At 75.9% G+C, this 16,445-nt stretch carries 14 protein-coding genes; 5 read left to right on the forward strand and 9 right to left on the reverse strand.

Features of this window, described 5'->3' with window-relative positions; all coding sequences use genetic code 11:
- Positions 1 to 144: 144 nt before the first annotated feature.
- Positions 145 to 756 carry a DUF6058 family natural product biosynthesis protein gene (locus NLX85_RS27830; protein WP_254340048.1) on the forward strand — a complete coding sequence of 204 codons (612 nt, stop codon included), beginning with the start codon at positions 145 to 147 and terminating at the stop codon, positions 754 to 756.
- Here NLX85_RS27830 and NLX85_RS27835 read toward each other — a convergent pair.
- On the reverse strand, positions 734 to 2,740 hold the full coding sequence (locus tag NLX85_RS27835; RefSeq protein WP_254340049.1) for a translation factor GTPase family protein: 2,007 nt from the start codon (positions 2,738 to 2,740) through the stop codon (positions 734 to 736). The genes NLX85_RS27830 and NLX85_RS27835 overlap by 23 nt on opposite strands.
- A gap of 301 nt (positions 2,741 to 3,041) precedes the next feature.
- Between NLX85_RS27835 and NLX85_RS27840 the strand changes: the two genes are divergently transcribed.
- Complete coding sequence (locus NLX85_RS27840) at positions 3,042 to 3,434, forward strand: spore photoproduct lyase family protein (protein WP_254340050.1); 393 nt, start codon at positions 3,042 to 3,044, stop codon at positions 3,432 to 3,434.
- On the opposite strand, the gene NLX85_RS27845 is transcribed toward NLX85_RS27840, so the two are convergent.
- Complete coding sequence (locus NLX85_RS27845; protein WP_212835468.1) at positions 3,422 to 3,814, reverse strand: hypothetical protein; 393 nt, start codon at positions 3,812 to 3,814, stop codon at positions 3,422 to 3,424. The genes NLX85_RS27840 and NLX85_RS27845 overlap by 13 nt on opposite strands.
- A 164-nt stretch (positions 3,815 to 3,978) precedes the next feature.
- On the opposite strand from NLX85_RS27845, the gene NLX85_RS27850 reads away from it, so the two are divergent.
- On the forward strand, positions 3,979 to 4,758 hold the full coding sequence (locus NLX85_RS27850) for an alpha/beta hydrolase family protein (protein WP_254340051.1): 780 nt from the start codon (positions 3,979 to 3,981) through the stop codon (positions 4,756 to 4,758).
- Between the two features lie 56 nt (positions 4,759 to 4,814).
- On the opposite strand, the gene NLX85_RS27855 is transcribed toward NLX85_RS27850, so the two are convergent.
- Positions 4,815 to 5,855 carry a zinc-dependent alcohol dehydrogenase family protein gene (locus NLX85_RS27855; RefSeq protein ID WP_254340052.1) on the reverse strand — a complete coding sequence of 347 codons (1,041 nt, stop codon included), beginning with the start codon at positions 5,853 to 5,855 and terminating at the stop codon, positions 4,815 to 4,817.
- A gap of 106 nt (positions 5,856 to 5,961) precedes the next feature.
- Positions 5,962 to 6,468: a DinB family protein gene (locus NLX85_RS27860; protein WP_254340054.1), complete on the reverse strand. Its 507-nt coding sequence runs from the start codon at positions 6,466 to 6,468 to the stop codon at positions 5,962 to 5,964.
- A gap of 100 nt (positions 6,469 to 6,568) precedes the next feature.
- Here NLX85_RS27860 and NLX85_RS27865 point away from each other — a divergent pair, with 100 nt between their 5' ends.
- On the forward strand, positions 6,569 to 7,606 hold the full coding sequence (locus NLX85_RS27865) for a M36 family metallopeptidase (protein WP_254340056.1): 1,038 nt from the start codon (positions 6,569 to 6,571) through the stop codon (positions 7,604 to 7,606).
- Positions 7,607 to 7,643: 37 nt separating this feature from the next.
- Here the strand turns inward: NLX85_RS27865 and NLX85_RS27870 are convergent, their stop codons facing one another.
- The gene (locus NLX85_RS27870) at positions 7,644 to 8,516 is read right to left on the reverse strand and encodes a M15 family metallopeptidase (protein WP_374628508.1); all 873 of its coding nucleotides are present in this window, start codon (positions 8,514 to 8,516) and stop codon (positions 7,644 to 7,646) included.
- Positions 8,517 to 8,601: 85 nt separating this feature from the next.
- On the opposite strand from NLX85_RS27870, the gene NLX85_RS27875 reads away from it, so the two are divergent.
- Positions 8,602 to 9,627, forward strand: a complete 1,026-nt coding sequence (locus NLX85_RS27875; protein WP_254340059.1) for a LacI family DNA-binding transcriptional regulator — start codon at positions 8,602 to 8,604, stop codon at positions 9,625 to 9,627.
- Between the two features lie 12 nt (positions 9,628 to 9,639).
- Here NLX85_RS27875 and NLX85_RS27880 read toward each other — a convergent pair whose 3' ends face one another.
- The 4 genes from NLX85_RS27880 to NLX85_RS27895 form a co-directional block, all read right to left on the reverse strand.
- On the reverse strand, positions 9,640 to 10,926 hold the full coding sequence (locus NLX85_RS27880; RefSeq protein ID WP_254340062.1) for a D-alanyl-D-alanine carboxypeptidase family protein: 1,287 nt from the start codon (positions 10,924 to 10,926) through the stop codon (positions 9,640 to 9,642).
- Between the two features lie 98 nt (positions 10,927 to 11,024).
- Positions 11,025 to 12,950, reverse strand: coding sequence for a copper resistance protein CopC (locus NLX85_RS27885; protein ID WP_254340064.1), 1,926 nt, complete (start codon positions 12,948 to 12,950; stop codon positions 11,025 to 11,027).
- A complete protein-coding gene (locus NLX85_RS27890; protein WP_189196563.1) occupies positions 12,947 to 13,414 on the reverse strand; it encodes a hypothetical protein in 468 nt (155 codons plus the stop codon). The genes NLX85_RS27885 and NLX85_RS27890 overlap by 4 nt, the downstream gene beginning before the upstream one ends.
- A gap of 53 nt (positions 13,415 to 13,467) precedes the next feature.
- Positions 13,468 to 16,437, reverse strand: a complete 2,970-nt coding sequence (locus NLX85_RS27895) for a multicopper oxidase domain-containing protein (RefSeq protein ID WP_254340066.1) — start codon at positions 16,435 to 16,437, stop codon at positions 13,468 to 13,470.
- Between the last annotated feature and the right edge of the window lie 8 nt (positions 16,438 to 16,445).

The following is a 16,445-nucleotide window of genomic DNA, read 5'->3' on the forward strand; positions in this document are numbered from 1 at the left end:
TGGGTGGTGGTTCCGGTTGACCTTGGCCCGTTCACGGTACGGGCCGGGCCGGGAGCCCCGCAACGGATATTCGCGAGGATGTTTCGGCCGGCGCCGAACGGTGCCGCCCCTAGCCTCTGGCCAGGCGGACGGAAGGGGCACGGCATGGACTGGCGGCGTCGGGTGGCGGAGCGGTTCCGGGAGGTCAACGGGGAGCATCCGATGACGGCGGCGGACGACGCATACGTCAGCGGGCAGTTCGTCACGCTCGACGCGCTCTGCGCGGGGGCCGGGCGGGACGCGGACGGCGTCCGCCGGTTGATGCTGGACGGCCGGCTGCCGCTGCCGGGCTACCTGCGCTCGGACGGCGCGGAGATGGTCCCGGCGGACCTGTTCGCGCTGGCCGAGCGGGCCGGCGGGGTGGACGCGCTGCCCGCGTGGTTCGTCGGGCACTGGGCGGACCGGGCGCGCGGCGCGGCGGAGTGGGACGCCTACCTCAGCGGCCAGTACGTCTGCCTGCGCTCGGTGTCGCCGGAGTCGATCCGGCGCAAGGACGAGTTGACCGCGGCGATCGGGGCCGCGCCGGCCGAGCCCGACGCCGGGTCGGCGGGCTGGCTCGACCGGCTGCACGCGCTTGTCGACGAGCTGGACGCGCTGGAGCCGGCCTTCACCGGCTACGACCGGCTCCGGTTCGGCGGCCCGACCTCCCGGGACACCTGCGTGGACGCGGTGCGGGCCCGGTATCCGCGGCGGGTCAGCGCGCCGGCCGGCCGGTGACCCGGCGGGCGACGGCGAGCAGGTACTCCTTGCGGTGCAGCGGGTCGTGGTCCCAGCGCGGCCGGCTCGGGACGGGTCCGCGTACCGGCCGGTGGTGGTCGAACTCGGCCTCCAGGGCGCCCTCGCCGCGGGTGAGCCCGGGCAGCCGCTGCTCCAGCGCGTGCACCCGCCCGGCGGGCACCTCCCCCTCGATGAGGTAGGAGGTGCCGCGCAGGGTGCTGCTGCGGGGCGCCGCGCCCAGCCCGGCGAGCACGGGCAGCACCGTGCCCACCACGTCGGCGGGGAGGTCGAGCCGGAACCGGTGCACCGGCTCGTGGACCCGGGTGCCGGCACGGCTCAGCGCGGTCATGAGCACCAGCGGGGTGAGGTGCCGGAAGTCCCCGGCGGTGCTGGACATGCTCTTGTCGAACACGCCGTGCGAATGGCTCTGCCGGGCCCAGTAGCCGCCGTGGGTGAGGGTGACCACGCAGTCGATGACGGCCCAGCCGTGCAGGCCCTGCCCCAGGGTCTCCCGGACGGTCTCCTCGATGGCCTTGAGGAAGGCCAGCGGCATCGAGCCGAGTTCGATGCCCAGCCGGAACTCGACGCCGCCGCCGACCGGCCCGGGCTCGACGCGCAGGCCGACGGTGCCGAGGAACGGGTTGGGGTCCCGGCCGATCCACTCGACGGCGGCGCCGACGCCGACCACCCGCTCCACGCAGACGGTGGTGGTCTCCCGGAAGGTGACCGGGACGCCGTAGTCGTCGGCGAGGGTGGCCTCGATGACCTCCTTCTGCACCTCGCCGTAGAGGGACACGGCGATCTCCTGGCGCCTGTCGTCCTGGCGCAGGTTGATCAGCGGGTCCTGCTCGGCGAGCTGGGTCAGGGCGGCGTGCAGGGCCGGCCGGTCGGCCGGGCGCACCGGTTCGACCACGGTCTCCAGTGTCGGCGGGGCGAAGTGGCGCCGGCCGGCCGGCCGCTCGGGCGGGACGCCGAGCACGTCCCCGACGCGGACGTCGGCCAGGCCGTGCAGCCGGACGATCCGGCCGGCCCCGGCCGCGTCGCCGGGCGTGGCGTCGCCGCCGTCGAAGACGGCGAGGGCGGTGACCCGGGACTCCCGGCCGCCGCCGTGGCGGATCCGGTCGCGGACCCGCAGGGTGCCGGCGAAGATCCGGGCGTATGCGACCTTCTCCCCGGCCGGGCCGCGCTCGACCTTGAAGACGGTGCCGGAGAGCGGGGCGTGGTCGTCGCCCGCGGTGGCGGGGAGCAGCGCGGTGACCGCGTCGATCAGCTCGTCGACCCCGGCACCGGTGACGGCGGAGCCGGCGAGCACCGGGTGCACCCGGGCACGGGCGGTCTGCGCGACGAGCGCCTCCCGCAGCCGGTCCGGGGTGGCCGTTCGCTCGTCGGCCACGTACGCGGCCAGCAGCGCGTCGTCGTGCGCGGAGAGCAGGTCGACCAGGCGGGCCCGGTGGCCGGGGTCCCCGGGCGGGTGCGGGATCCAGCGGGCGGCCGGGGTGCCGGCGGCGTCGACCCGGCCGAGGGCCACGACGTCCGGGGTGAGCCGGTCGGCGATCTGGCGCAGCACCCGGTCCGGGTCCGCGCCGGCCCGGTCCACCTTGTTGACGAAGAACAGGGTGGGGATGCCGAGGCGGTGCAGGGTGCGGGCCAGCAGCCGGGTCTGGGCCTGGACGCCCTCGACGGCCGAGACCACGAGCACCGCGCCGTCGAGCACGCCGAGCACGCGTTCCACCTCGGCGATGAAGTCGGGGTGGCCCGGGGTGTCGATCAGGTTGACGGTGGTGCCGGCGACGGCGAAGGAGACCACGGCGGAGCGGATGGTGATGCCCCGCTGCCGCTCCAGCGCCAGGGTGTCGGTGCGGGTGTTGCCGGCGTCGACGCTGCCGGGCTCGTCGATGACCCCGGCGCAGTGCAGCAGCCGTTCGGTCAGGCTGGTCTTACCGGCGTCGACATGGGCGAGGATGCCGAGATTGAGGGTTTTCACGAAGCGTCATGTCCTCGGGGTAGGCGGTCAGTGCCGTCAGGTGGGACATCGACGCGGCTCGCATTCTCGGGCTCCTCCCCTCGGTGGACGTCGTGGTCGATTGCAGCAACCGGCGCGCGCGCCGGCAACCGATTAACCCGAACGGGTGGGTCGTTGCATCGGCGGCGCAGCGGGTAGACGGCCCGGATGAGTCGGGACGACGACGGTCCGGTGGACGTCGACCAGCCGCTCGCGGTCGGCGTACCGCCGGCGCCGCACGACGCGAGCGGCGAGCGCGTGCCGACCCGGCGGCACGAGCCGGGTGAAGGACCGGGTGCCGGCGCTGCGCCGGCTGGCGCTCGACGGTTACCCGGTGGGGCTGACCCTCGCCCCGATCATGCCGCTGCCGGACTGGCGGCGGCACTACGCCGAGCTGCTGGACCTGGTCGCGGCGGCGGTGGACGGCGTGCCGGCGCTCGACCTGACCGCCGAGCTGATCACGCACCGGTTCACCCCGGGCAGCAGGGAGGTGCTGCTCGGCTGGTATCCGCGTACCCGGTTGGCGATGGACGAGGCGTCGCGCACCCGCAGGCACGGCAGGTTCGGCGCGGTGAAGTACGTCTACCCGCGGGAGACCATGTCGGAGCTGCGGTCCTGGTTCGACCGTGAGGTGGCGGCGCGGCTGCCGGCCTGCCAGGTGCTCTACTGGACCTGAGCCACCGGGTGGCGCTTCATCTCCTCCATGAAGGGGTAGCGCGCGGCCAGCTCGGCGAGCGTGCACCCGGCCCGCCAGGCGGCGGCCACCTGGGCGACCTGGAGCAGGTCGGTGGCGTCGCCGCGGGCCTGGACGTCACCGTCGACCCGCAGGTCGATCATGAAGTAGCGGGCCTGGGCGCCGAGGCTGACGCAGACGACACCCCGGTCGGAGGTCGCCTCGGCGCAGGTGAAGCGGCTGCGGCCCTGCTCGGGGGCGGTCACCCGGCCGATGTCGAGCTGGTGCCGGGCCGCGGTCTGCACGAGGGCGGGAGCCAGGCCGCCCGGCTCGACCAGGTCCGGGTAGAGGCGCACACCCAGTGCCGTCGACACGTCGCTCATGACTGACTCCCACTTCCTTGTGACAGAGACCAGCTGCACGCAGGTTACGGGTGTGTTTCCGGCGCGCCTGGTCATCCTGTCCCCCCTGGACGCCCCACGGCAATAGGAACCGTCGATTCGGCCACCATCGGGCCGGCACCGGGTGCCCGGTACGCTCCCAGCCCATGGCCCGGATCCGGTGTGACTTCTTCTCCACGGCGCTCGGCATGGGCACGTCGATGACCGTGCTGCTGCCCGAGCACGGATCGGCCGGGATCGGCATGCCCGGCGGGGCGACCGCCGCCGACCCGCCGGTGCTCTACCTGCTGCACGGCCTCACCGACGACGACACCATCTGGACCCGGCGCACCTCGATCGAGCGGTACGTCGCCCCGCTGGGCCTCGCCGTCGTGATGCCACAGGTGCAGCGGAGCTTCTACTGCGACGAGGCGCACGGCAACCGGTACTGGACCTTCCTCAGCGAGGAGCTGCCGGAGGTGTGCCGGTCGTACTTCCGCCTCTCCGACCGGCGGGCCGACACGTTCGTGGCCGGCCTGTCCATGGGCGGCTACGGGGCGCTGAAGTGGGCGCTGCGCCGACCGGACCGCTTCGCCGCCGCCGCCAGCCTCTCCGGCGCGCTCGACGTCGCCCGGCGACGCCACCACCCGACGAGCCCCCTGGACCCCGCCGTCTGGCACACCGTCTGGGGCGACCGGGACGTGGCGGGCCCGGAGGACGACACGGTGGCGCTGCTCGAACGGGCCGGCGACGACCTGCCCGACCTCTACGTCGCCTGCGGCACCGAGGACTTCCTCTACGAGGACAACACCCGCTTCGTCGACACGGCACGCCGCCGCGGGCTGCCGGTCACCGTGGACTTCGGCCCCGGCGACCACGACTGGGCGTACTGGGACGCGCGGATCCAGGACGTGCTGGCCTGGCTGCCGCTGCCGGGCAACGGCTGAGCCGGCGCGTCGCGCCTCCGACCGGGGCCGGGGGCGCGACGGGTGACGGTCGGCCGTCATCGACGGGTCAGGACGACCTTGAGGGCGCCGGTCTCGGCCGGCCGGGCGAAGACGTCGTACGCCTCGACGATCTCGTCGAGCCGGTACCGGTGGGTCACCATGTGCGCCGTGTCGAGCTGGCCGGCGACAAGCATGTTCAGCAGCGTCGGCGTGGTGCGGGTGTCGACCAGGCCGGTGGTGATGGTGATGTCGCGGATCCAGAGCCGTTCCAGGTGCAGGGTGGCCGGCTTGCCGTGCACGCCGATGTTGGCCACCCGGCCGCCGGGGCGTACCAGGGTGGTGCAGAGTTCGAAGGTGGCCGGGACGCCGACCGCCTCGACGGCCACGTCGGCGCCGAGCCCGTCGGTGACCGACCGGACGACCTCGAGCGGGTCGTCGTCGGCGAGCACCGTCAGGTCCGCGCCGAACCGCTTGGCCGCGTCGAGCCTGCTCTGCGCCTTGTCGACGGCCACGATGTGGGCCGGCGAGTAGAGCCGGGCGGTCTGGATGGCGGCCAGCCCGATCGGGCCGGCGCCGACCACCACGACGGTGTCGCCGGGGCGCACCCGGCCGTTGAGCACGCCGACCTCGTAGGAGGTGGGCAGGATGTCGGCCAGCAGCACGGCCGCCTCGTCGGGGACCTGCTCGGGCAGCCGGTAGGTGGACAGGTCGGCGAACGGGATGCGGGCGTACTCGGCCTGCACGCCGTCGACGGTGTGGCCGAGGATCCAGCCGCCGCCGCCGAGGCACTGCCCGTAGGCGCCCTCCCGGCAGTAGCGGCAGACGCCGCAGGCGGAGATGCAGGAGGCGAGGACCCGGTCACCCACCTTCAGGCCGGCGACGCCGTCGCCGACCGCGACGACCGTGCCGACCGCCTCGTGGCCGAGCACCCGGCCCGGCTGGACCTCGGGCACGTCGCCACCGAGGATGTGCAGGTCGGTCCCGCAGATGGTGACCGCGTCGACTTGGATGATCGCGTCCCGCGGGTCGACGATCGTGGGGTCCGGGATCTCGGACCAGGACTTCTCGCCCGGCCCGCCGTACACGAGTGCCTTCATGGCTCCTCCTCACACCGTTGTCACCTCCCACGCTTCTCCGTGGCAGGTGCGGCGGGCAGGGCCGGAGGACCCGGCGGCCGGGACCGAGGTCCCGGCCGCGGGCGCGTCACACGCCGACGGTCCCGTCGATGGCCTCGCGGAGGAAGTCGGCGTGGCCGTTGTGCCGGGCGTACTCGTGCATCATGTGCAGCATCACCAGGCGCAGCGAGACGTCCTCGCCCCAGCGGGCCTGGTGGCCGGTGACGTCGAGCGACTCGGCCTCGCGCTCGATGCGGCGGGCGTGCTCGACCTCCCGCTGCCACGCCTCGAACGCCTCCGACCGGCTCGACGCGCTGGCGTCGTACGCCTCCTGGAAGTCCCCGGTCGCCGACCAGATGAGCGGGATGTCCTCGGCGTTGATCACCCGGCGGAACCAGGTCCGCTCGACCTCGGCCATGTGCCGCACGAGGCCGAGCAGGGACAGCGTGGACGGCGGCGACGACTGCCGCCGCAGCTCCTCGTCGGTCAGCCCCTCGCACTTCAGGGCCAGGGTGGCGCGGTGGAAGTCGAGGAACGCGCGCAGCGTCTCCCGCTCCCCGGCCAGCAGCGGCGGCCCGATCCGTTCGGTCTCCACGTGGTTCCTCCTCGCAGGCCGGTGGCCTGCCGTGGTTGCTTGGCAGTGCTCCCGGGGGAGCCTAGTCTCAGCGCATCGATCCGCCTTCGAAGGGATCATGATGCACCCCCACTTCCGACGTTCCGCGCTGGTCGCCTCGGCGGTCACCGCGGCGCTGGCGGCCGGCGGCACGACCGTCCAGGCCGCCGGCGACCCCTACGACCACACCGCCACCGCGACGGTCTTCGCGCCCAACCCCGTCCAGCAGCTCGGCGACCAGTCGCTGACCGACCAGAAGGACGCCGACTACCCGGCGCTGGCCGGGGCGTACCGGTCGGTGGCGCTGACCAACCTGGACGGCTCCGGCACCCTCACCGGGAAGTACGTGGTGGTCAAGAGCAAGACCGGCACCCCGGCCCGCGTGGTCGACGGCGCCTACCCGGCCTGGCACCGGGACGCCGACCAGTTCGAGCAGGTGATGGGCTACCACTGGGTGAACACCGCCCAGGCGTACCTCCAGTCGCTCGGCTTCGGCAGCACGCTGCGGCCGGTCAACCAGCGGCAGATCGAGCTGCGCATCGACCAGTACGGCGGCGACAACTCGTTCTTCCGCGAGGACAAGGCGAACATCACCCTCGGCAAGGGGGGCGTGGACGACGGCGAGGACGCCGAGGTGATCGTCCACGAGTACGGCCACTCGGTCCAGGACGGCCAGGTGCCCGGCTTCGGCACCACGCTGGAGTCCGGCGCGATCGGCGAGGCGTTCGGCGACTACCTGGCGGTCGCGGTGACCAGCTGGGCCACCGGCGTGCCGACGAAGACCCCGGAGGCCTGCGTGGCCGACTGGGACTCGGTCTCCTACACCCGCACCGCCCCGCACTGCCTGCGCCGCCTCGACGGCACCAAGGTCTACCCCGCCGACCTGGTGGGCGAGGTGCACGCCGACGGCGAGATCTGGTCCCGCGCGCTGTGGGACATCCGCACCGCGCTCGGCGACCGCCGGGCCACGACACTGATCGTGGAGGCGCAGTTCGCCTTCACCACGGACGTCACCTTCCGGGACGCGGCGCTGGCCACCGTGGCCGCCGCGCAGCGCCTCTACGGCACCCAGGCCGCAGCCGCGACCCGGGCCGCCTTCGTCGCCCGCGGCATCCTCTGACCGCTGCGGTGGGCGCCGCTCCCCGCCGGGGCGGCGCTCACCGCAGCGACGACCGGGCCACCGGAAAGTCGAAGTACGTGTCCGGGTACGGCTCGTCGACGTACCGGTAGTGCCACCATTCGCGCGGGTAGTTCTCGAAGCCCTGCGCGGTCATGAGCCGCTTGAGCAGCTCCCGGTTGTCCCGGGCCTCGCCGGTGACGCGGGGGTCGGCCGTGTGCGCGCGGGGGTCGAAGCAGTCGAAGCCGGTGCCCATGTCGACGGAGTTGTCCGGGAACCGCCGGCCGGCCGGCGCGGTGCAGGCGACCAGCGGCTGGCCCGGCGCGTACGCCGGCTGGTCGGGGGTGGGCGCCGGGACCAGGGTCAGGTCGAGGGTGCTCCCCCGGCTGTGCGCGGTCGGCGCGCCGATGTAGCCGTCGGCGAAGAGCCGGCTCTTCGGCTCGTCCGGGTAGAACTCCGCCTTCATCCGCTGCTCGCCCGGCAGCTTCGCCCAGGCCACGAACTCGTCCACCGCCCGCTGCGGGCGGTAGCAGTCGTACACCTTGAGGCTGCGGCCCCGGGCCAGGGCGGCGGTCTGCACCCGGTGCAGCGCCTCCGCGGCCCGCCGGGTGAGCAGGCAGAGCGGCTCGGGGTAGCCGGTGATCGGCCGGCCGACGAAGTTGTGCGCGGTGGCGTACCGGATGTCGGTGCGGACGCTCGGGTCGACGGCGGCCAGGTCGACGATGTCGGCCGGGGCGCGGGGGCCGCTCGGGCCGGCCGACGGCGCGGGTGGGGTGGACGGGGCCGGGCGCGGCGCAGGTCGCTGGCACCCGGCGGCGAGCACCGCGGCCAGCACGGCGAGGGCGGCGGCCCCGCGTGTCCCGGTCCTCACCCTGCCGTGTCTACCAGCATCGCGGCGCCGCCGGGCCGGCATCGGCGATGCGGCAAGATTGCCGGTGGGACGGGCCCGCCGTCCCACGATTCGCGGCCGGCACTCCCGGCCGGTGGAGGAGACACGGGTGAACGCGGACGACGAGCCCAGGGTGACCATCACCGCGATCGCGCGGGAGGCCGGGGTCTCCGTGCCCACCGTGTCCCGGGTGCTCAACGGACGCTCGGACGTCGCCCCGGACACCCGGGAACGGGTCGAGGAACTGCTGCGCCACCACGGCTACCGGCGCCGGGGCAGCCGCACGGTGCGCCGGGCGAACCTGGTCGACCTGGTCTTCAACGACCTGGACAGCCCGTGGGCCGTGGAGATCATCCGGGGCGTCGAGGACGTCGGCCACGCCGCCGGGGTGGGCACCGTCGTCTCGGCCATCCACAGCGAGTCGACCTCGACCCGGCAGTGGTTGCAGAACCTGCGGGACCGCGCCTCGGACGGCGTCATCGTGGTGACCTCGCACCTGACCCCGCCGGTGCACGCCCAGCTGCGCCGGCTCAACGTGCCCGTGGTGGTGGTCGACCCGGCCGCCGGGGTGCCGGGCACGGACGTGCCGGCGATCGGGGCGACCAACTGGGCCGGTGGCCTGTCGGCCACCGAGCACCTGCTGGGGTTGGGTCACCGCCGGATCGGTTTCGTGGCCGGCCCGACCCACCTGCTGTGCAGCCGGGCCCGGCTGGACGGCTACCGGGCCGCGCTGGCGACGGCCGGGGTGCCGCTGGACGACCGGCTCGTGCAGCCCGGCGACTTCTACCACGCCTCCGGCTTCGCCGCCGGCGCCGCCCTGTTGGACCTCGACGGCCCGCCGACCGCCATCTTCGCCGCCAGCGACCAGATGGCCTTCGGCGTCTACGAGGCCGTTCGCCGCCGCGGGCTGCGGGTCGCCGACGACGTCAGCATCGTGGGCTTCGACGACCTGCCGGAGGCCCGGTGGGCGTCCCCGCCGCTGACCACCGTCCGGCAACCGCTGGTGGAGATGGGACGGCTCGCCGCCCGCACGGTGCTGCGCCTGGCCCAGGGTGAGGAGATCGAGTCGCCCCGGGTCGAGTTGGCCACCGAGCTGGTGGTGCGCGACAGCACCGCGCGCCCGGCCGCCGGGTAGGCCGGGGCCGGCTCAGTCGTCCTCCGGCGCCGCGCCTCGCGACGCCGTCCCGGGTGGCAGCGCGGCGAGAGCGGCGTGCCGGCGACGCCGGGCCAGCAGCAGGGCTCCCCCGGCCACCAGCACCGCCCCGACCGCCACCGAGGGGCCCGTGCCCGGCCAGGCGCCGGTCGTGGCGCCGGCGCCGCCCAGCCCCGCGCCTCCGGCGAGCGCCGACGCCGCGCCGGTCGGCGACGCCGCGGCCCGGTCCAGTTCGCCGGGGCGGACCAGCCGGCCGACCGCCGCGTCCCGCGGCAGGCCGAAGCCCCAGTCCAGCAGGGCGGCCCCCTGCTGCCAGCCGCGCTGGGTGGTGACCTCCGCGCCGAGCAGGGTCACCACCAGCCGGCGGCCGCCCCGCTCGGCCGCGCCCACGTAGGTGTGCCGGGCCAGGTCGGTGAAGCCGGTCTTGCCGCCGATCGCGCCCGGGTAGTGGTCGAGCAGCATGTTGTCGTTGGAGATCTGGAACGCCTTCGCGCGCAGCGCCGGCTGGGCGGGAATCCGCGCGTCCCGGGTGGCGGCGTACCGGCGGAACGCCGGGTCGGCGAAGCAGGCCCGGGCGATCAACGCCAGGTCGTACGCGCTGGTGAACTGGCCCGGGCCGTCCAGCCCGGACGGGGTGACGGCGTGGGTCTGCAGGGCGCCGAGCCGCCGGGCCTCGGTGTTCATCGCGCGGATGCCGCCGGCTGTCCCGTCCGGCCCGCCGCCCAGCCGGGCCAGAGCGTTGGCGGCCTCGTTGCCGGACTTCAGCAGCAGGCCCAGCCAGATCGTCTCGATCCGGTACCGGCCGCCCGCGACCAGCCCGACCGCCGAGCTGCCCGGCTCGATGGCCAGGTCCTCGGCCGTCACGGTCACCTCGCGGTCCGGCTCCAGCCTCGGCAGCATGGCCGCCGCCAGCAGCAGCTTCTGCACACTCGCCGGTACGCCGTACTCGTGCGGGCCGCAGCCGCCGAGCACGGCGCCGGTGTCCAGGTCGGCGACCACCCAGGAGGTCGCGGTCACGGCCGGCGGCGCGGGCGCGGCCGGCGGCAGGGTCAGGCCCGCGGTGGCCAGGGCAGCGCCGCCGACCGCCCGCGCGACGGGGTCGGCCGCGGGTGGCGGCTGCGGCGGCCGGGTCGCCGGGGCGGGCACGTTCGGGCAGGGCGGCGACCCCGCCGGCAGCCGGCGGGCGGGCGCCCGGGTGCCAGCCGTCGCCGGCGTGGAGAGCATCGACGCCGGGACGAGCAGGGCGGCGGCCAGCACCGCGGACGGTCCCCAGGTCCTCATGGCCGGAGGTTAGCCACGCCGACCCGAACGGGTCACCGACTCGGGGATTCGCCGCATCCCGACGACGGCGCGGAGTAGGCTGCCCGACCCCGCGGTGGTCAGCCGGACCTGACCACCCCCGTGCCGGCCCCGACCGGTTCGCCGGGCGCTCCCGCCGGCGCCCGGGTGTCGGCGGGCGGCGGCTGCTCGCGGTCCGGCCCTCCCGGCCGCCGGCGTCGCCACCACCGGGCCGCGACGAGCACCAGCCCGGCCACCGCGGCCCCGCCGAGGGCCAGCGCCGACCGGTCCAGCAACGGTCGCAGCGGGGCCGCCGAGACGCGTACCGGGGCGGCGGCGCTCTCCCCGGCCGGCACCAGCCAGGGGTGGGTGTCGGTGACCGGGGGCAGACCGTCGCGGAGCACGGTCACGCCCACCCGCCAGGCTCCCGGGGTACGGATGTCGTCCACCGCCACCACCCAGCCGTCGGCGGTCCGGGTCACCGGGTGCACGGCCCGCTCCCCGTTCGGGCCGGTGAGCAGGAGCGACACCCCGGTCACCGGGGCGGGCGCCGGACGCCGGGTGTCTTCGACCGCGATGCTGACGATGTTGCGCCCGGGGCGGTTGGGGCGGACGGCCACGGTGTCGACGAGATCGGCCACCTGGCCGCTCACCTGCGGTTCCGTCCGGGCGCCGCCGGCCACCGGGAAGGCGGGGCCCCGGGCCGGCCCGGCGGCGGCCAGCGCCCCGGCCAGGCCGAGGACGACCGCGAGCGCCGCGGCCTCGGCGAGCAGGCCCCGGCGGGGCAGGTCCGCCCGGCGCAGCCGGCGGGCGGTCCGCAGCCCCAGCAGCCCGGCCAGCCCGGCCATCCCGGCCTTGGCCAGCAGCAGCAACCCGTACGGGGAGCCGAGCAGCGCGTCCACCGTGGCCACCTGGGGACCGGTGAGCAGGAGCCCGGTCAGCACGAGCAGGGTGACGCAGCCGACCGCGAGCGCGGCGAACGCCCGCAGCAGGGCACGGAGCTGGGCGGCGCGCTCCGCCGTGCGCCGGGCCACGGGGAGCAGGGCGGCCGCGGCGGCCAGCACGGCGCCGGCCCAGCCCCCGGCCGCCAGGACGTGCCCGCCGCCGACCAGCGCGGTGCGGACCGGTCCCCCTGCCGGGTGGCCGAGCAGCGCGGTGCCGGCCGCCGCGGCGAGCGCCCCGGCCAGACCGACGGCGACGGCCGCGGGTGTGATCCGCGCGTCGGGCGCCGTGCGGAGCCGGTGGGCGGCGCGAAGCACGACCGCGAGCAGGGCCGCGGTGCCGGCCTCGCGGAGCAGCCAGCGACCGCCGGTGAGCTGGTCGGCCAGCAGCCGCCACCCGCCGGCCGCTCCGGCGAGCTGGATGGCCAGTTGCAGCGGCGCGGCGAGCAACGCGACGGCTCCCCCGTACCCGGACACCACGAGCAACCGGCGGCGGAGCGCGCGGTCCATGGCCGGTCCCGGCGACCGGCGGCGGCCGGCGAGGAGGGTGAGGGCGGCGCCGCCGAGCAGGGCGGCGAGGCCGAGCAGGCCGGCGGCGCGGGCGACGGTCTCCCGGGGGCCGGGGCCGACCGGGCCGGCGGCGCCGGCGGCGGTGACCTGCCGGCCGACGCCGAAGACCAGCGTCCCGCTCGTGATGTGCAGGTCGTCGCTGGACAGCGTGCGCCAGGAGACGTGGTAGGTGTTCGGCGGGAGGGCGGGCAGGCCGGCGACCAGGCTGACCGGCTCCTCGCTGTCGGCGTCCTCGGCGGCGGGCTCCCCGTCCGCGCCGCGCAACGCCAGCCCGGTCACCGCCCAGTGCCGGCCGTCCCCGTCGACCAGGGCGACCCGGGCGGCGGACAGCTGGACGTGTTCGGTGAAGGCCAGGGTCAGCGTCTCGGGCGCCCGGTCGAGCACCGCGCCGTCGGCGGGCGCGCTGCTCGCCAGGTACGCGTGCGCCCGCGCCGGCGCCGGCCCCACCAGCACGGTCAGGCCCACCACGGCGAGGGCGGCCAGGAGGCGGCCGAGCCGGCGGCGCACGACGGTCACCGCACCGGCACGTGGGCCAGCCGGCGCTGCCCCGACGTGATCTCGATCTTGTCGCCGCGCTTGATCGCGCCGCCGTTGTTCAGATAGAGCAGGTAGTAGCTCTGCCCGGGGCGCAGCTCGTGGCCCTGCTTCATGAGCGCCGCCCGCCAGGCCAGCTTGCCGGAGCGCTCGTTGCGCAGCCGCGGCGGATGCTTCGTGTCGTTCTGGAAGGCCGACGCCTTCTGGGTGTCCAGCACCACGTAGCGCAGCTCCACCAGGCCGCCGTCGCCGACGACCGCGGCCTGGGTGAAGCGGATGCCGAGGGTGGCCTCCAGCTGCCCGTCGTGCGGGACGGCGTAGCCCTGGCGGGCGTCGGCGTAGCCGCCGAAGCGGACGATCGACACCGCGACCAGCGCCAGCACGAGCAGCGCGAGGACCAGCCGGCCGAGGCGGGGGCGCGGGATGCGGAACGGGATCGCGACCATGGTCAGGACTCCTCGGGGAGGTGGGGGCCGGGCGGGTGCCCGGCCCCCGGTCGTCAGGGTGCGGTGTAGCGGGTGGCGGCGTAGTTGTCGAAGCGCAGCGACCCGCTGGTGGTGGCGGTGCGGGCGACCAGGCCCAGCGCCGCCGACTCCACCGTGTAGCCGCTGGTGTCGCCGGTCAGCGTGCCGACCGTGACGGCGCCGACCTTGAGCGTGGCCGAGCCCGCGGTGGCCGAGGCCCAGTCGAGCCGTACGGTGCCGCCGCTTGCGGCGACCCAGCCGGTGTACGCCCAGCCCGCCGGCCGCAGCAGCCCCAGCCGGAACTGGTTGACGCCGTTGCTGCGCCGGTACTGCACCACCGCCAGGGCCCCGCCGGAGGCGTTGCGGAGCTGGTAGACGGTGACCACGGCGGTCTGCGGGTTGACGGTGCCGAGGATGACGTCGGCCCGGGCGTGGACGGTCCGCTCGGCGGCCGGGGTGTTGTCCACGACGTACCCGACGGTGCCGGCGACCAGTTCCCCGCCGCTGACCGACACCGTGCCGCTCACCTGCGACCAGGCGCTCGTGCCGCCCGTGAACGCGTCGGCGAAGATCGCGTTCGGCGGGTCCACGGTGACCGTCACGCTGCCGGCCGCGCCCCAGTTGCCCAGCGCGTCCCGGGCCCGCACCCGCAGGGTGTGCGCGCCCCGGCTGAACCCGTTGAGGGCGACCGTGGCGGAGACGGCGGTGCCGCTGACCGCCATCGGGTGCCCGTGGCCGGCGCCGGGGTCGGCGCCCTCGTACCACTCGGCGGCGGCGACGGCGGAGGCCGCGTCGGTGGCGGTGGCGCTCAGGGCGAGCGTCGCCGCCCGTGCGGTCGGGTTCGGGGCCGCGGTGACCGCGGTGATCACCGGCCCGGCGCGGTCCAGCACGAAGCCGACCGCGGCGAGCGGGCCCCAGTTGCCGGCCGAGTCCCGGGCGTGCACCAGCACCTGGTGGGCGCCGTCGGCCAGCCCGGTCAGCTCACTGAGCGGCAGCAGCCCGTACGTGTTCTCGGTGCCGCCGTTGAACGAACCGTCGAGGGCCACGAAGGTGAAGCCGGTGCCGTCCGCCCCGCCGGCGTCGAGGAAGCCCTCCGCGCCGGCGATGACGGAGTGTGTCCCGCCGCCGGCCGGGTCGGTGAAGGCGGCGTTGATCCGCAGGTCGGCCGGGTCGGACGCCGATCCGGTGCGGCCGTCGGTGGCGGCCGGGTCGACCGCCGCGGACAGCAGCGTCGGCACCGTGCGGTCCACCACCAGGTCGGCCGTGGCGTACGGGCCCCAGAGCCCGAACGAGTCCCGCGTGTGCACCAGGACGGTGTGCCGGCCCTCGGCGAGCGCTGCGGCCACCACGGCGGGCACCGTGCCGGACTCGGCGCTGACCGCCGCGCCCGGGCTGCCCAGCGTCAGCGGGGTGCCGGTGCCGTTGGCCCCGGTGGTGTCCAGGAAGTACTCGGCCCCGGTGACCGTGCCGCCGAGGCCCCGGTCGTCGCCGGTGGCGGAGACCGCGACGTCGCCGGTGCCGGCGGTCGGGCTGGGACTGAGGGTGACCCCGGTGGTCACCGCCCCGGTGACCGCGAGGTTCAGCGTCGTGCTGCCCACCACGCCCCAGTTGCCGGCCGCGTCGTGGCCGCGTACCCAGATGGTGTGCCGGCCCTGGGTCAGGGTGGTGAGCAGGTCGGCGGGAAGCGCCGCGACGGCTCCGGTGACGGTGGGACCGGCGCCGAAACCGGCGGCGGTGAACGGGATGCCGGTGCCCTCGGCGACCCGCAGGTCGTCGACGACCGCCTCGGCCCGGTCCACCACCGAGTTGCCGTTGCGGGCGTCGGTGAAGTCCGCCGTGACGGTCACGGCGTCGCGCACGCTGGCCGGGTTCGGGGCGGCCCGCACGTTGGCCGCGGTCGGGCCGGCGTGGTCGCCGCTGACCGGCGGCGGGTTGGTGTCCAGGAAGGTGAGCATGCCGCCGAACGCCTGCTGAGGGCTGACCCCGGTGACCGTGGCGCCATAGCGCTGGCCGGCGTTGTTGAGCCGCCCGCCGGACTCCAGCAGCGCGAAGCGCCGCCCGTCCGGGCCGGCCGGCACGGCGACCACCGCGTCGACCGCCTGCCCGGGTTGCAGCGGCACGGTCACCGCCGCCTCCGGGTACGCGGCCGGACGGGCGTCCTGGCCGACCACCGACTGGTCCAGCCCGAGCAGGGTCATCGGGTGCGGCTGGAGCCCGGCGGCGACGTAGCGCAGCAGCACCCGGCGGCCGACGTCGGTGGCGACCACGTCGGTCTCCGGGAACGCCTTGCCGTTGATCAGCCGGTACGCCGGCGCGTAGGCGCGCAGGTCGTAGGTGCGCGGAGCCGCGTTGAAGGCCGGGTCGACCTCGGTGAGCACCAGCACCGCCTCGTCGTCGTAGACCGAGGCGGCGTCCCCGTACGCGCTGGGCCGGCCGCCGACGGCGGGAGCGCGGACCACCAGGGCGCCGACCAGGCCCATGGCGACCTGCCGGGGGCCGAGCGCGGTGTGCCCGGCCTCGTAGAGGTAGGTGCCGGGGCGGGAGGCGGTGAAGGTGTAGCCGCGGGTCCCGCCGGGCGCGGCGCCGGTGCGGTCCGGGGCGAGCCCGGTGACCGCCGGGAGGGCCAGCGCCAGATCGTCGGCGAGTCCGTTGTGCACGGTGATCGTGACCCGGTCGCCCTGGTCGACCACGAGCACCGGCCCGGGCAGGGTGGCCGGGGCGGCGTCGGTCGAGGCGAAACCCCAGATCGGCACCGGTGTGGCGGCACCGGGCAGCACCACCGTGCCCGGCTTGGCCCACAGGTCGCAGCTGGCCGTGCCGCCGGTGAGCTGGCAGCCGGTCTGCGGCAGCGGACCCTGCGGCGGGGCCGGCTCCCCGGCGAGGGTGGCCGGCGCCCGCCCGGCGGGAGCCGCGTGCGGGGCCGCGGCGTTCGCCGGGGCCGGGCCGAGGGCCAGCAGCGCGGCCGCGATCCCGGCGACCAGCCGAGGCGTACGGGTCAGTGTCATCGTCGCCC

The organism is Micromonospora sp. A3M-1-15 (assembly GCF_024213425.1).
GTDB lineage: Bacteria > Actinomycetota > Actinomycetes > Mycobacteriales > Micromonosporaceae > Micromonospora > Micromonospora chersina.

Bases quoted from the DNA above. Each gene is read 5' to 3' on its own strand.
- NLX85_RS27830 (WP_254340048.1), top strand. From the start codon at position 145: ATGGACTGGCGGCGTCGGGTGGCGGAGCGGTTCCGGGAGGTCAACGGG.
- NLX85_RS27845 (WP_212835468.1), bottom strand. From the start codon at position 3,814: ATGAGCGACGTGTCGACGGCACTGGGTGTGCGCCTCTACCCGGACCTG.
- NLX85_RS27850 (WP_254340051.1), top strand. From the start codon at position 3,979: ATGGCCCGGATCCGGTGTGACTTCTTCTCCACGGCGCTCGGCATGGGC.
- NLX85_RS27855 (WP_254340052.1), bottom strand. From the start codon at position 5,855: ATGAAGGCACTCGTGTACGGCGGGCCGGGCGAGAAGTCCTGGTCCGAG.
- NLX85_RS27865 (WP_254340056.1), top strand. From the start codon at position 6,569: ATGCACCCCCACTTCCGACGTTCCGCGCTGGTCGCCTCGGCGGTCACC.
- NLX85_RS27870 (WP_374628508.1), bottom strand. From the start codon at position 8,516: ATGCCGGCCCGGCGGCGCCGCGATGCTGGTAGACACGGCAGGGTGAGG.
- NLX85_RS27880 (WP_254340062.1), bottom strand. From the start codon at position 10,926: ATGAGGACCTGGGGACCGTCCGCGGTGCTGGCCGCCGCCCTGCTCGTC.
- NLX85_RS27890 (WP_189196563.1), bottom strand. From the start codon at position 13,414: ATGGTCGCGATCCCGTTCCGCATCCCGCGCCCCCGCCTCGGCCGGCTG.
- NLX85_RS27895 (WP_254340066.1), bottom strand. From the start codon at position 16,437: ATGACACTGACCCGTACGCCTCGGCTGGTCGCCGGGATCGCGGCCGCG.